The organism is Salipiger sp., assembly GCF_059781815.1.
In genome coordinates, this window is sequence record NZ_JBYNAH010000012.1 from 26,311 (window position 1) to 38,071 (window position 11,761).

The following is an 11,761-nucleotide window of genomic DNA, read 5'->3' on the forward strand; positions in this document are numbered from 1 at the left end:
TCCGACCCTAAGGTCGCCGCGTCTTTTGCGTTGGCGCTGTCTGGGCGCGGGCGTTCAGCCCCAGTCGCCGAAACCGAACATCAGGTAATCACGCTGATAGGCCTCGCGCGCGGCGCTTTCGAGCTGGTCGTCGTAGATCTGCGCCAGCGCGTAGGGCGCGGCGGTGGGCAGCGGCACCGGGTCCGGCGGCGCGGCGTGGCCCACCTGCATGGCCAGCGCCGGCAGGTAGCTCGCCATCTCGTCCTCGCGCACCAGCATGTCGGGCAGCGTCAGCTCGGCCATGCCCTGCAACGCCTGCGTCTGGCTTGTCCAATGGCCGTCGATCCGCACCGCGGTCTGCCCGGCGAGGTTGGCCTTCAGGAAGTGCAGGAAGGCGGTGAACGCCTCGCGATGGGCCTCGAGCGTGTAATCGGGGCCGGGCTCGCCCTCGGGGATCGGCAGGTTGTGGGCGCGGCGCAGGGTCTTGCGGATGCCCTTGTAGCTGCCCTTGCCGGTGCTGAGGATCTTCGAGCAGAAGGCATCATGCGCCCGCGCCAGCGGGTGGCGCAGCACGGTGAAGCTGCGGTGGCTCGGGCGCTCGCGTTTCCACTGCCGCAGGCTCTGCTGGTTGAAGTCGCGCGCCAGCGCGTCCTCGGCCACCCCGTCGAGCGCGCACATCCAGGTGAGAACCGTCGCCTCGGGGCCGGACTTGATCGGCATGTAGAGCAGCGGCGTGTGGGCCCCGCCGACATAGCCCGGCACCGCCGGCCCGCGCCGGGGCTCGAAATTCGGCGTCCGCGTCAGGTTGAAGCGGTCGAGCCGCGCCAGCGCCTGCGCCATCTCGTCGAAATTCTCGACCTTCTCCGAGATGTGCTCGGGGTTCTGCCGCTTCAGCGCCGTGTTGAGGCTGTCGAGTCGGGACGATGCGCCCAGCCACTTCGCCAGCCCGTTCATCACCGCGACGTCCTGCAGATCCTCGTAGGCGACGTAGAACGCCGTCTGGCCGGTGGTCTGCAGCGCGTTCATCAGGGTGACCTGGAAGGCCTGCAGCGCCTCAAGATGAGTCTCGAACTCGGCGGCATCGAACTGCGCCTTGGCGTCCTTGCGCTTCTTGACGTTGGTCAGCTTCCACTGCCCCGTCGCCTGCGCGATCTTCCAGCTCACATAGCTGTCGACCGGATTACGAGTGAGGATGATCTTGGCGCAGCGCTCGTCCTCGAGAATGGCGGGCAGGATGCGCGGGTCGTGATCGTGGAAGAAGCGGAACCCGGCGAGCCCGTCCTTGTGGTTGCGGATCTCGAGCAGCAGGCCACGCGGATCGCGATCGCGCTCGGCCTGGGTGATGCCGAGCACGTCGTCGGAATTCGGGTAGCCGATGAAATGCGGGTTGAATACCTCGCCCAGGCAGCTCAGCCCCTCGAAGGCGTTGAGGTTGGCCTCGAGGAAATTCGAGCCGGTCCGCATCTCGGCGAAGACGACGAAGCTATCGAAACGGTCGGACATGGAGGGCCTATTTCTTCACGAGATACGGTTTGCGCGCGGTGCGGCGGGGATTGCGCGGCATGTGTTCGACCGGGAAATCGCCCATCAGGTAGGGGTGCATGCCCTGGTTCTTGAGGTTCTGCAGGAACTGGCCGAAGCCGGCGAGATCCTCCATCACCGGTGCCTCGGCGAGGCGGCGATGCGCCTTCTGGCCGATCTCGTCGATGACGATCTGCAGCGGCTCCATCGGGGCCTCGATGAACTCGGCCATGGTCCAGATGCGGATTCGCGCCTTGGCCTCGGGCGAGCGCAGCTGGTCGAGCATCTTGTTCTCGACCTTCTGCAGCAGCGCCGCCTCGGCCCGGAGATCGGCGAAATTGGCGTTCGACTTGAACAGCGGCACCGCCCAGGCACCCGAAATCACGCTCACCTGCGCGTTGGGATCGCGCGCGATGTGCCACATGATCTTGGGGTTGTCGTGCGGGCCGTACTGGAAGCACTGCCGCTCGCCACGGGTGTTCCAGAGCAGGTTGGTGAGAAACGCCTTGGGGTTGGCATCGCGCAGCGCGGCATTGTCCGCCAGCGCGCCGTTGAGCACGGTCTGCCCGCCCGCGAACTCGGCCCGCTCGGGGCCGTAGAGGTGGCCGTGCACCTGCGCGCCGGTGGCGCGGCCGAGCCAGTTTTCGAACTCCTTGAAGAGGTCGGAAAAGCCCTGGAAGACCGAGTATTTTCCGGCGGTGAGCCCGTTCTCCCAGCCGTAGTTTGGGAACCGCGATTGCATGTAGAGCCCGGTGCGGCCACGGGTCCGCCGATCGACCGCCTTGGCGAAGATGCGGTCGATCTTGCCGGGGTTGGGCTCCTGCCGGTTCTGCGCCGGTTCGGGATGGTTCAGGAACGCGTCATAGAGTCGTTCCGCGTGCGGCCAGATCTTGCGCGCGACGAAGCAGTCCGAGCGGCGCAGCAGCTGCAGGTGATCGTCGTAGAAGATGTGCGGCTTGCCCTGGAAGTCGAACTTGGAGAGCGTCAGCGACCGGCTCTCGATATTGGTCGAATAAAGCCGCGCGAGGGTCTGGAAATAGCTCTCGTCGGGGATCCAGACGCGCTTGAAATAGCGGTCGAAGCGGCGGCGCTCGGGGTCCTGCAGGATCGCCGACAGGGTCTGCCGGGTCAGGCACCACCACTGGCTGCCCATATGCGGCACAAGGCCCTTGGGGATGCGGCGGCGGAAGCCGAGCTTGCGCTGAAGCTCGACATAACGGTCGAAGAGGTAGCGGTTCTTGCGCCAGGAGAACGGGAAGAACAGGGTGAAGCGCTCGTGGTCGAGCCCGCCCACCGTCCACGGCACGTCGGCGGTGGTGGCGCTCTCAATGAAATCGGTGCGCGGACGCTCTTCGAGATACTCGATCAGTTCCTCGACCGGGCGCAGCGGCAGGCAGGAGCCGGAGGTCAGGTAGACATGGCGCACGCCGGGATAGCTCTCGAGCATCAGCTCGGAGGCATCCTGACTGGCGGCCACCAGCCCCCATGTCCCCCATTCGCAGCGATGGCGTTTCGAGAACATCACGTTGGGCTCGTCCGCGAGGCTCTGCACGAAGCCGTCAAAGACCTTCTTCGGGACCATGCTGTCCACATGGATCACCACCGGGCAGCCCGCCTTGGTCCAGTGCCGGGCGACCTGCTCGGCCCGGCCGAGCGCGGTGTGCACCAGCATCACGATGCCGACGCTCATGCCCAGTTCCCTTTCGACATCAGGCCAAGGATCTCGAGCTGGCGCCAGTTGATGTATTTCTCGGACCACTTGCACCAGAGCTCGGGATTGTCGCGGATGCCCGCGGCATAGGCGAGATACTCGGTCGAGCCGGCGTAATGCTCGCGCCGGTCGAGCTCTTCCTCGGCCTTGGCGTTGAAGGTGTCGAGGAACTTGGTGTGCAGCAGCAGGCCGCTGGCCTTCTCGCCGCCCCACTCGTCATAGACGGCGTTGAGCCCGCGCGGCAGCAGCATGTGGGTCGAGCTGACATAGGTGTAGCGCCTGTCCCACTTCACCAGCGGGATCTTGTTCAGCGCCGGCGCCCGTTCGGGACGGTCGGGAAAGAACACCCGCGCCCGCGGCCCGCCCTGGATCCACAGGTTGCCGAAGCGCTTGTTGCGGGTGATCGTGTAATTGCCGGCATCGAACCACGACGCGATCTCGAGCGGGTTCTGGCCGCGCTCATAGGGCTGCGCGTCGATCCGGCCTTTGGGATACATGTCGAGCAGCATCGCCGAGAAGCTTTTGATCGACGAGGCATCGAGCCAGTCGGTCAGGGCGCGCAGCGGACGCGTGTCGCAGAACGGGTAGAGGAAGAACTCGTCGGGATCGACGGTCAGCGCCCAGTGGCCATGGGCGTATTTGCGCAGCAGGAAGTTGATCCAGTCCATCCCGAAGCGCGAGCGCTTGTAGCTGCCCCGGCTGCTCCAGACCGAGACATCCTCTTGCCGAGACAGGTAGTCGAGCGAGCCGTCGGTGCTGTCATTGTCGACAAAGAAGAAGTGGTTGACCCCCATGTCCCTGTAATACTTCAGGAAATAGGGCAGGCGGACGCCTTCGTTGCGCTGGGTGCAGAACACCAGCAGATCTGTCGAGCGGAGCTTGTCGGTCCGGTTGCTGACCGGCATGAGCTCGCGGCTCTTGCGCAGCGCACGAATGCGCCAGCGCTTGCGCTGAAGCCTCAGCCGGTATGACTGCCATGCACCCACTGTGCGCCCTCGTGCGGCCGGATGGTCCGGCCCCGTTCCCCTGCGGCTATCAGATCAGGGTTAACACGGTCTTGAAGTGCGCCTCCCAGCCCGGCGGGGCAAATGCCTCCGCAGCGCCTGGTGCCACTCCCCGTCCTGCCCGGTGATCCTCGGCCATCGTTTTTATCAACTGGGTCCAAAGATACCGCTCCGTCACCGGAGCGTAAACGGGAATATCCCCAAGCACTTCGCGCAGCACCGGCAGGTTGCCTGCAAGCACCGGAATGCCGAAGCCCGCGGCCTCCATCGGCGGCAGCCCGTAGCCCTCGGCCAAGCTCGGGAAGAGCAGCCCGGCGCTGCCCTGCAGAAGCGCGGCAATTTGCCCGTCGTCGAGTCCGGGCAGTTCGTGCACACCTTCGATGCCAAGGTCGAGCCGGGCGAAGACCTCGGCGTTGTTCCAGCCCCGGCTGCCGCAGATCAGCAGCGCGGCGTCGGGGCGGTCCTGCTCCCAGATATCGAGCAGCAGGGCGTGGTTCTTGCGCGGCTCGATGGTGCCGAGTGCGACGAAATAGGGCCGGTCCCGCCACGGGCCGGTAGGGGCTTCGGTCGGCGCCGGCAGGTCGATGCCAAGATGTGCAACGACGCTCCGGGCGGGGCTCTCGGGCAGGTGGCGCCGCAGGTCGCGCTCGGTCTGCTGCGAGTTGCAGATTACCAGATCCGCGTGGCGCCCGACGCGGGACAGGAAGCCCTGAAAGCGCTCGGGGATGCCCGGCGCCTGATACTGAGGAACATCGAGCGGCAGCGTGTCGTGCAGCAGCACGGCGATGCGGAGATCCGGAACGCCGCGTAGCGCAGCGATGGTGCGGTCGGTGAAGTTGGTGTGGCCGGTGTTGAGGTAATGCGTGGCATGGGGCAGGTGTCGGCGCAGCATCCGGCCCAGCCCGGCCGGCAGGCAGCGCGCCACGGCGACCGCGCGCAGCGCGCGCTCGGCTCCGGCGCGCCCGGGATCGAGCTTGCGCAGCTTTGCCAGCGCATCGGGGGCAGGCCAGTCGCCGGCATCGATGCGGCGCTTCAGCTCGGCGCAGCCGCGCGGATCGAGCAGCAGGTAGCCCAGAGAAGACCGAACTAGCCCGAAAAGCGGGCCGCTTCGCAAAAGCGCCCGAAGGTAGGCGTATTCGACCCGGTCGATCCCCGTGAAGGGCCGGCCGGCGCGCGAGACGAGGCGCGTCAGATCCAGAAGCCGTGCGGGCGGATCAGCCCTCGTAGTGACCATTCTGGTGCCAGCGCCAGGCGTCGGCGATCATCTGCGGCATGGTCGAGCGCTCCGGCGTCCAGCCAAGCTCGGCCGCGGCGCGGGTCGAGCCCGAAACCAGCTTGGTGGCATCGCCCGCCCGGCGCGGACCTTCGGAATAGGGCACCTCGCGGTTGGTCACCGCGCCCGAGGCGTCGATCACCTCGCGCACCGAAAAGCCCTTGCCGGTGCCGAGGTTGAACACCCGGCTCTCCTTGCCGTCCTGCAGCCACTTGAGGCCAAGAACATGGGCATCGACGAGGTCCATCACATGCACGTAGTCGCGGATGCAGGTGCCGTCGGGCGTGTCGTAATCGGTGCCGTTGATCGTGAGGGCCGGGCGCTGCCCGTCGATTGCCTCGAGCATCACCGGGATCAGGTGGGTCTCGGGGCGGTGGTGTTCGCCCACCTCTCCCTCGGGATCGGCCCCTGCCACGTTGAAGTAGCGGAAGATCACGTGCCTGAGCCCGTAGGCAGCGCCGAAATCGCGCAGGATGTCCTCGACCGCGCGTTTCGAGGCGCCATAGGCGTTGAGCGGCTCCTGAGGGGTGCTCTCGTCGAGCACCACGTTGTCATGCTCGCCATAGGTGGCGCAGGTCGAGGAGAACACGAAGTTCAGGCAGCCCGCCGCCGTCGCGGCCTCGATCAGCGTCAGCGAGCCCTCGACATTGTTGCGCCAGTAGCGCCCGGGCTCGGACATCGCCTCGCCGACTTGGCTCAGGGCGGCGAAATGCATCACCGCCACCGGCTCATATTTTGCAAAGACCGCGTCGAGCCGGGCCCGGTCCGAGAGGTCGCCCTGCTCGAACGGGCCGAACTTGACGGCGTCCTTCCAGCCGGTGACGAGGTTGTCATAGGTCACCGGCGTGAAGCCGGCCGCTTTCAGGGCCTTGCAGGCGTGCGAGCCGATATAGCCCGCACCCCCGGTCACGAGGACATTGCTCATGCGCCTTACTGTGCAGCCTTGCGGGCCGAGACCACCTCGTGGAGGTAGGCTTCGAGATCGTCGCGGAGATCGTCGCGCGACAGGCCGAAGGCAACGGTGGCCTGCAGGAAGCCGGCCTTGGAGCCGCAGTCGTAGCGCTGGCCGTTGAAGCGGTAGCCGTAGACGCCTTCGTCGCCGCCGATCTCCTTGGCGATGGCGTCGGTCAGCTGGATCTCGCCGCCCGCGCCGGTGTCCTTGGCGTCGAGGTTCTCGAGGATCTTCGGCGACAGGATGTAGCGACCGATTACCGCGAGGTTCGACGGCGCTTCGCCGGCCTTGGGCTTCTCGACCATGCCCTTGACCGAAACCATCGCGCCCATGTCTTCCTGCACGTCGAGGATGCCATAGGCCGAGGCCTTGTCGGCGGGCACTTCCATGGCGGCGACCATGTTGCCGCCGGTCTCTTCATAGGCTTCCACCATCTGCTGCAGGCAGGGCTTGTCGGCGGCGATGACGTCGTCGGGCAGCATCACCGCAAAGGGCTCGTCGCCGATCAGGCGACGCGCGCACCAGACCGCGTGGCCGAGGCCCAGCGCCTTGTGCTGGCGGATATAGGCGATTTCGCCCGAGTCCATGTAGGTCTGCTTGAGAACGTCGAGAAGCTTGTCCTTGCCCTTGGTCTCGAGCTCCTGCTCGAGTTGCGGGGCATGGTCGAAGTAGTCCTCGAGCGCGCTCTTGCCGCGCGAGGTGACAAAGATGAATTCCTTGATGCCCGCGGCGCGGGCCTCGTCGATGGCGTATTGCACAAGCGGACGGTCGACGAGGGTCATGATCTCCTTCGGGACCGACTTCGTGGCCGGAAGAAATCGTGTTCCGAGTCCCGCCACCGGGAAGATCGCCTTGGTGACCTTGTTGCTCATAATGTCCTGCTCCTAAAAAATCGGCACGCGGCTTTGGGGCACACGTTCACGTTCAGATAAATCTCTACCATGTAAGCCTAGGTGGTCAAACAGGGCAAATTCTCTCCCAATCCCCTCTGGGTTGAGGGCTTTTGACGCCTCAATTTCGATCTTTGAGGTCGCGAATGTCTGAGACTCGGGCAGTTTCTTTGCGCAGGCGATTTGCGAAGCCGTGAAGCTGCAGCAAGGGCTGAGACCGGTCGCTGCGGCCCCAGAGCCCGCCGATCTGCTCCCAATAGCCGTCGGGGCGGAATTTCAGCCTGTGGAACAGCGCCGTGTGCGAGAAGCGGTAGGCGCTGACGATCTCTCCTTGCGCCGCATGGCGGGCCGCGTCGCGGCGCATCCTCCGGCGGTTCCAGACCCGTCCAGACAGCACGCGCCGGGCTGCTCCGGGGCGCCTCGGGAAGGCAAGAAACGGTGTGGTCGCATCGGGGATCGGCGGCAGATCGCCGAAGCGCCGAGACTGGCCCTGATCCCAGCCCCGGTCGAGGCCACGCATCAGCCGCACCACGTCGTCCGGGCCGATCGGTCCGCGCTGCAGGAAATTCAGCAAGCGGCGGCGCTGCGCATCGCGCAGGGCCAGCCACGCCATGCGGCGCTCGCCCTCGGGGCAGTGCTTGGCGAGGAACACCGCGAGCGAGGCCCCGATCTCGGTGAGGTCGCGCGGGCTGCGGTCAGCGGCGCGGCGCGGGCTTTCGGCGTAGCCGTGATGCACCTCGGCCAGCGGCACGATGGCCACCGCGTGGCCCAGGGCGGCGTGGCGCAGGTCGAGATCGGTCTCGTCGAGGAAGAAGCGGAAGGCCGGGTCGAAACCGCCCATTTCGGCCAGCACGCTGCGGCGGTGCGCCATGTTGGTGCCCTGCAGCTTCACGGCGACGCCGGGCCGGCCATGCAGCACACGGGGCTCGGTGCCCTCGAGGGGCAGGTCGCGCTCCTGCGCGCGGGCGGTGACCCCCTGCGCCCGCCACTGGTACTCGATGCCGTTGCGCCCGCGCACATAGCCGCCCGCCGCCGCGACCTGCGGATCGGCAAATGGCGCGCAGAGATGCGCGAGCCAGGTCGGCTCGGGCACCGCGTCGTCGTCGAGAAAGGCGATCACCTCGCCGGAGGCCTCGGCGATGCCGAGATTGCGCGCCGCCGAGATGTTGGGCTCGTCAAAACGAACGAGCTTGATCCGGTCCGCATCGGCGCGGGCGGCGACCGTGGCAGCACCCTCGGGGCAGGCCACCACGATCACCTCAAAGGCCGGATAATCGAGCTGGGCGACGCCGGTCAGGCAGAGCGACAATGCACCGGGGCGGCCCCGGCTTACGATCACCACGCTGACCGGGAGCGCGCCCATCGGCCCGTCAGCCTTCCTTCAGCTCGACGCCGGGGGCATAGGCGATGAAGAACGGGTTGGCGAATTCCGGCTTGCCATAGGCCAGCGGGGTGTGATCGTCGAAGCGCACCACGCGGCCGCCCGCACCGTTCAGAACGGCGTGGCCGGCGGCGGTGTCCCACTCCATGGTGCGGCCGAGACGCGGGTAGAGATCCGCCTCTCCGGTGGCCACCAGGCAGAACTTCAGCGACGAGCCGGCGCTCTTGGAGTCGCTGACCTGGTACTTGTTGATGTAGTCGTCGGTGGCCTGGTCGCGGTGCGACTTCGAGGCCACCACCATCAGCGCGCTGTTGTCGGCGTCCGACACCTTCATCGGCGTGGTCTCACCCACCGTCTCCTTGTCGAACGGGCCGGTCTCCTCGACCGAGGCGCCGGTTGCGGTGGTGTAGAACATCCGGCCCTTGGCGGGGGCATAGACGACGCCGCGGGTCGGCACGCCGTCTTCGACGAGCGCGATGTTGACGGTGAAATCACCGCGGCGCTTGACGAATTCCTTGGTGCCGTCGAGCGGGTCGACGATCAGGAAGGTCATCACGTCCTGGGTGTGGCTGTCGGCCTGCTCCTCGGTGACCAGCGCCACGTCGGGAAAGGTCTCGCGCAGTCCGGCAGAGATCAGCGCGTCGGCGGCCTCGTCGGCCTCGGTCACCGGGCTGGCATCGGATTTCGACTTCACTTCGAAATCGTCGCTTTCGTAGATCTCCATGATCTTGTCGCCCGCTTCGAGCGCAAGACGGCGCATGACCTGAACAAGGGTTTCGTAATTCAAAGTGGTTCTCCTTTACCGCGTCGGCGGAATGTTTGCTTTGGCAGCCACGGTTCCTTATGCTTTCCTCAACCAAGATGGGCAAGAAAGACCCGTCGCACCCGCCGGCACCGGAGCAGTTTGCCATGTTTCAGACCACGAAGCCGCGTTCGCGGCTGGGTTCCGCGCTCTATATTTCCGAGCTGATCTACCACAACTCGGTGCGCGCGGTGCGCCGAACCCATGGCAACGCGTTCATGGCGCTCTTCATGAACATGCTGCAGACCATCATCTTCGTGCTGGCCTTCTACTTCATGTTCCAGATCCTCGGGATGCGGAGCACCGCGATCCGGGGCGACTTCATGATCTACATCATGACGGGCGTCTTCCTCTACATGACCCACACCAAGACGCTGAGCGCGGTGGTGGGCTCGGAGGGGCCGGCCAGCCCGATGATGCAGCATGCGCCGATGAACACCGCCATCGCCATCGCCTCGGCGATGCTGAGCACGCTCTACATCCAGATCCTGAGCCTCGTGTTCATCCTTTTCATCTATGACGTGGCCTTCAATCCCTTCGTCATGCAGGAGATCCACGATCCCATCGGCTGTCTGGCAATGATCCTTCTGTCGTGGTTCTCGGGGGCGGCGATCGGCATGGTCTTCCTCGCCGCGAAGCCGTGGTTCCCGACCCCGGTCCAGATCCTGTCGACGGTCTACCAGCGCGCCAACATGATCGCCTCGGGCAAGATGTTCGTGGCCAACACGCTGCCCAGCTACATGCTGGTGATGTTCGACTGGAACCCGCTGTTCCACACCATCGACCAGTCGCGGGGCTATGCCTTCGTCGATTACAACCCGCGCAATTCCGATTGGGAATACGCGCTGTACCTGTCGCTGGTACTCATCATGATCGGCCTCATGGGAGAGTTCTACACGCGCAAGCACGCCTCGGCGAGCTGGAGCGCGCGGCGCTGAGGCGCGGCTTCCCACGGGGCCATTCCACGAGTTCGCAAGTCTCAAAGGAGGGCAACCGATGTTCAGATCCGCACTGTTTTGCCTGGCGACCTGCCTCGCCGGCGCCAGCGCCGCGCAGGAGGCGCCCGCGCTTTACGACGTGACCGGCGTGGCGAGTGACGATCAGCTCAACATCCGCGCCGCGCCAGAGGCCGGGGCCGAGCAGATCGGCGCGCTGGCACCCGACGCCACCGATATCGAGATCACCGCGCTCAACGAGGATGGCACCTGGGGCCGGCTCAACACCGGCGAGGGCAGCGGCTGGGCCTCGCTTTCGTTCCTCGCGATGCAGCCGGGCAGCGCCATGCCCGAGGCCGCCGAGGTGGGCTGCTTCGGCACCGAACCGTTCTGGAGCTACCGGGTCGAATCCGACAGCATCGCCACCTGGTCCGAGCTCGGGGAGGAGCCGCTAAGCCTGCTGGCGGGGGAAACCCGCCGGGTCGATGCGGGCGTGCACCCGTTCGTTTCGGTGGGCGCCGCGCCGGATCTGCAGGCGATCCTGGTGATGACCCCGGAAGCCGCCTGCAGCGACGGCATGTCCGACCGGCTCTACGGGCTGGGTGCCACGCTGGTTCTGACCGGCAAGGTCAGCCGCGCGGTCACCGGCTGCTGCACGCTGACCCCGAACTGAGCACGCCCTGCCGGCTGCACGCAAAAAGGCCCCGGCGGATGCCGGGGCCTTGCAGGCGGTTGTCCGGTCGGGATCAGTTCACCGACTTGCTGTCGACCACGTCCTTCTCCAGCGCCGGGGTGCCGGTGGCGCGGGCGATCTCGATCCGGCGCGGCTTCAGGGCCTCGGGGATCTCGCGCTTGAGGTCGATATGCAGCATGCCGTTCTCGTGCACCGCGCCGGTCACGCGCACGTGGTCGGCCAGGGTGAAGCGGCGCTCGAAGGCGCGGGTGGCGATGCCGCGATGCAGGTAGGTGCGCGCCTCGTCTTCCTCGGCCTTGCGGGCCGACACGACGAGCTGATGCTCCTTCAGTTCGACCGACAGGTCGTCATCCGAGAAGCCGGCAACGGCGATCGAGATGCGGTAGGCATCTGCGGCGGTCTTCTCGATGTTGTAAGGCGGGTAGGTCGGCTGGGCGACGTCGCTGGTCAGCGCCCGGTCCATCAGGTCGGCGATCTGGTCAAAGCCGACGGTTGCGCGATAAAGCGGTGCGAAATCAAAGTGACGCATGGGTCATCCTCCATTGAGCGATACCATATGTGATGCGCCTTCCCGGCGTGGGACAGGCGGCTTGATCGGTCCGGAGCCCTGTCTCAGGCA

The 11,761-nt window shown here is 66.1% G+C and carries 11 protein-coding genes; 2 read left to right on the forward strand and 9 right to left on the reverse strand.

Features of this window, described 5'->3' with window-relative positions; genetic code table 11:
* Nucleotides 1-54: 54 nt before the first annotated feature.
* From AC6RA4_RS02685 to cysQ, 8 genes are all read right to left on the reverse strand, one after another.
* Nucleotides 55-1,482 (reverse strand): nodulation protein NodH, encoded by a 1,428-nt coding sequence (locus AC6RA4_RS02685; protein WP_500157149.1) that lies wholly within the window; start codon nucleotides 1,480-1,482, stop codon nucleotides 55-57.
* Between the two features lie 7 nt (nucleotides 1,483-1,489).
* The gene (locus AC6RA4_RS02690; protein ID WP_500157151.1) at nucleotides 1,490-3,190 is read right to left on the reverse strand and encodes a DUF5927 domain-containing protein; all 1,701 of its coding nucleotides are present in this window, start codon (nucleotides 3,188-3,190) and stop codon (nucleotides 1,490-1,492) included.
* Nucleotides 3,187-4,197, reverse strand: coding sequence for a glycosyltransferase family 2 protein (locus tag AC6RA4_RS02695; RefSeq protein WP_500157153.1), 1,011 nt, complete (start codon nucleotides 4,195-4,197; stop codon nucleotides 3,187-3,189). The genes AC6RA4_RS02690 and AC6RA4_RS02695 overlap by 4 nt, the downstream gene beginning before the upstream one ends.
* 49 nt (nucleotides 4,198-4,246) lie before the next feature.
* The gene (locus AC6RA4_RS02700; RefSeq protein ID WP_500157155.1) at nucleotides 4,247-5,449 is read right to left on the reverse strand and encodes a glycosyltransferase family 4 protein; all 1,203 of its coding nucleotides are present in this window, start codon (nucleotides 5,447-5,449) and stop codon (nucleotides 4,247-4,249) included.
* A complete protein-coding gene (gene galE / locus AC6RA4_RS02705; protein ID WP_500157157.1) occupies nucleotides 5,430-6,413 on the reverse strand; it encodes a UDP-glucose 4-epimerase GalE in 984 nt (327 codons plus the stop codon). Before galE ends, AC6RA4_RS02700 begins: the two co-directional genes overlap by 20 nt.
* Nucleotides 6,414-6,418: 5 nt before the next feature.
* On the reverse strand, nucleotides 6,419-7,312 hold the full coding sequence (gene galU, locus AC6RA4_RS02710; RefSeq protein WP_500157159.1) for a UTP--glucose-1-phosphate uridylyltransferase GalU: 894 nt from the start codon (nucleotides 7,310-7,312) through the stop codon (nucleotides 6,419-6,421).
* A gap of 139 nt (nucleotides 7,313-7,451) precedes the next feature.
* Nucleotides 7,452-8,693, reverse strand: coding sequence for a glycosyltransferase family 2 protein (locus AC6RA4_RS02715; protein WP_500157161.1), 1,242 nt, complete (start codon nucleotides 8,691-8,693; stop codon nucleotides 7,452-7,454).
* Between the two features lie 7 nt (nucleotides 8,694-8,700).
* Complete coding sequence (cysQ, locus tag AC6RA4_RS02720) at nucleotides 8,701-9,498, reverse strand: 3'(2'),5'-bisphosphate nucleotidase CysQ (RefSeq protein WP_500157163.1); 798 nt, start codon at nucleotides 9,496-9,498, stop codon at nucleotides 8,701-8,703.
* Nucleotides 9,499-9,620: 122 nt separating this feature from the next.
* Between cysQ and AC6RA4_RS02725 the strand changes: the two genes are divergently transcribed.
* Both AC6RA4_RS02725 and AC6RA4_RS02730 read left to right on the forward strand, forming a co-directional pair.
* Entirely contained in the window at nucleotides 9,621-10,451 is an 831-nt protein-coding gene (locus AC6RA4_RS02725; RefSeq protein ID WP_500157165.1) for an ABC transporter permease, read from the forward strand.
* Nucleotides 10,452-10,509: 58 nt separating this feature from the next.
* Nucleotides 10,510-11,121 (forward strand): COG3650 family protein, encoded by a 612-nt coding sequence (locus tag AC6RA4_RS02730; RefSeq protein ID WP_500157167.1) that lies wholly within the window; start codon nucleotides 10,510-10,512, stop codon nucleotides 11,119-11,121.
* Between the two features lie 73 nt (nucleotides 11,122-11,194).
* Here AC6RA4_RS02730 and AC6RA4_RS02735 read toward each other — a convergent pair whose 3' ends face one another.
* The gene (locus tag AC6RA4_RS02735; protein ID WP_500157169.1) at nucleotides 11,195-11,671 is read right to left on the reverse strand and encodes an Hsp20 family protein; all 477 of its coding nucleotides are present in this window, start codon (nucleotides 11,669-11,671) and stop codon (nucleotides 11,195-11,197) included.
* Between the last annotated feature and the right edge of the window lie 90 nt (nucleotides 11,672-11,761).

Excerpts from the sequence above, each read along its gene's own strand:
- AC6RA4_RS02685 (WP_500157149.1), bottom strand. The coding sequence starts at position 1,482 with ATGTCCGACCGTTTCGATAGCTTCGTCGTCTTCGCCGAGATGCGGACC.
- AC6RA4_RS02690 (WP_500157151.1), bottom strand. The coding sequence starts at position 3,190 with ATGAGCGTCGGCATCGTGATGCTGGTGCACACCGCGCTCGGCCGGGCC.
- AC6RA4_RS02700 (WP_500157155.1), bottom strand. The coding sequence starts at position 5,449 with ATGGTCACTACGAGGGCTGATCCGCCCGCACGGCTTCTGGATCTGACG.
- galE (WP_500157157.1), bottom strand. The coding sequence starts at position 6,413 with ATGAGCAATGTCCTCGTGACCGGGGGTGCGGGCTATATCGGCTCGCAC.
- galU (WP_500157159.1), bottom strand. The coding sequence starts at position 7,312 with ATGAGCAACAAGGTCACCAAGGCGATCTTCCCGGTGGCGGGACTCGGA.
- AC6RA4_RS02715 (WP_500157161.1), bottom strand. The coding sequence starts at position 8,693 with ATGGGCGCGCTCCCGGTCAGCGTGGTGATCGTAAGCCGGGGCCGCCCC.
- AC6RA4_RS02725 (WP_500157165.1), top strand. The coding sequence starts at position 9,621 with ATGTTTCAGACCACGAAGCCGCGTTCGCGGCTGGGTTCCGCGCTCTAT.
- AC6RA4_RS02730 (WP_500157167.1), top strand. The coding sequence starts at position 10,510 with ATGTTCAGATCCGCACTGTTTTGCCTGGCGACCTGCCTCGCCGGCGCC.
- AC6RA4_RS02735 (WP_500157169.1), bottom strand. The coding sequence starts at position 11,671 with ATGCGTCACTTTGATTTCGCACCGCTTTATCGCGCAACCGTCGGCTTT.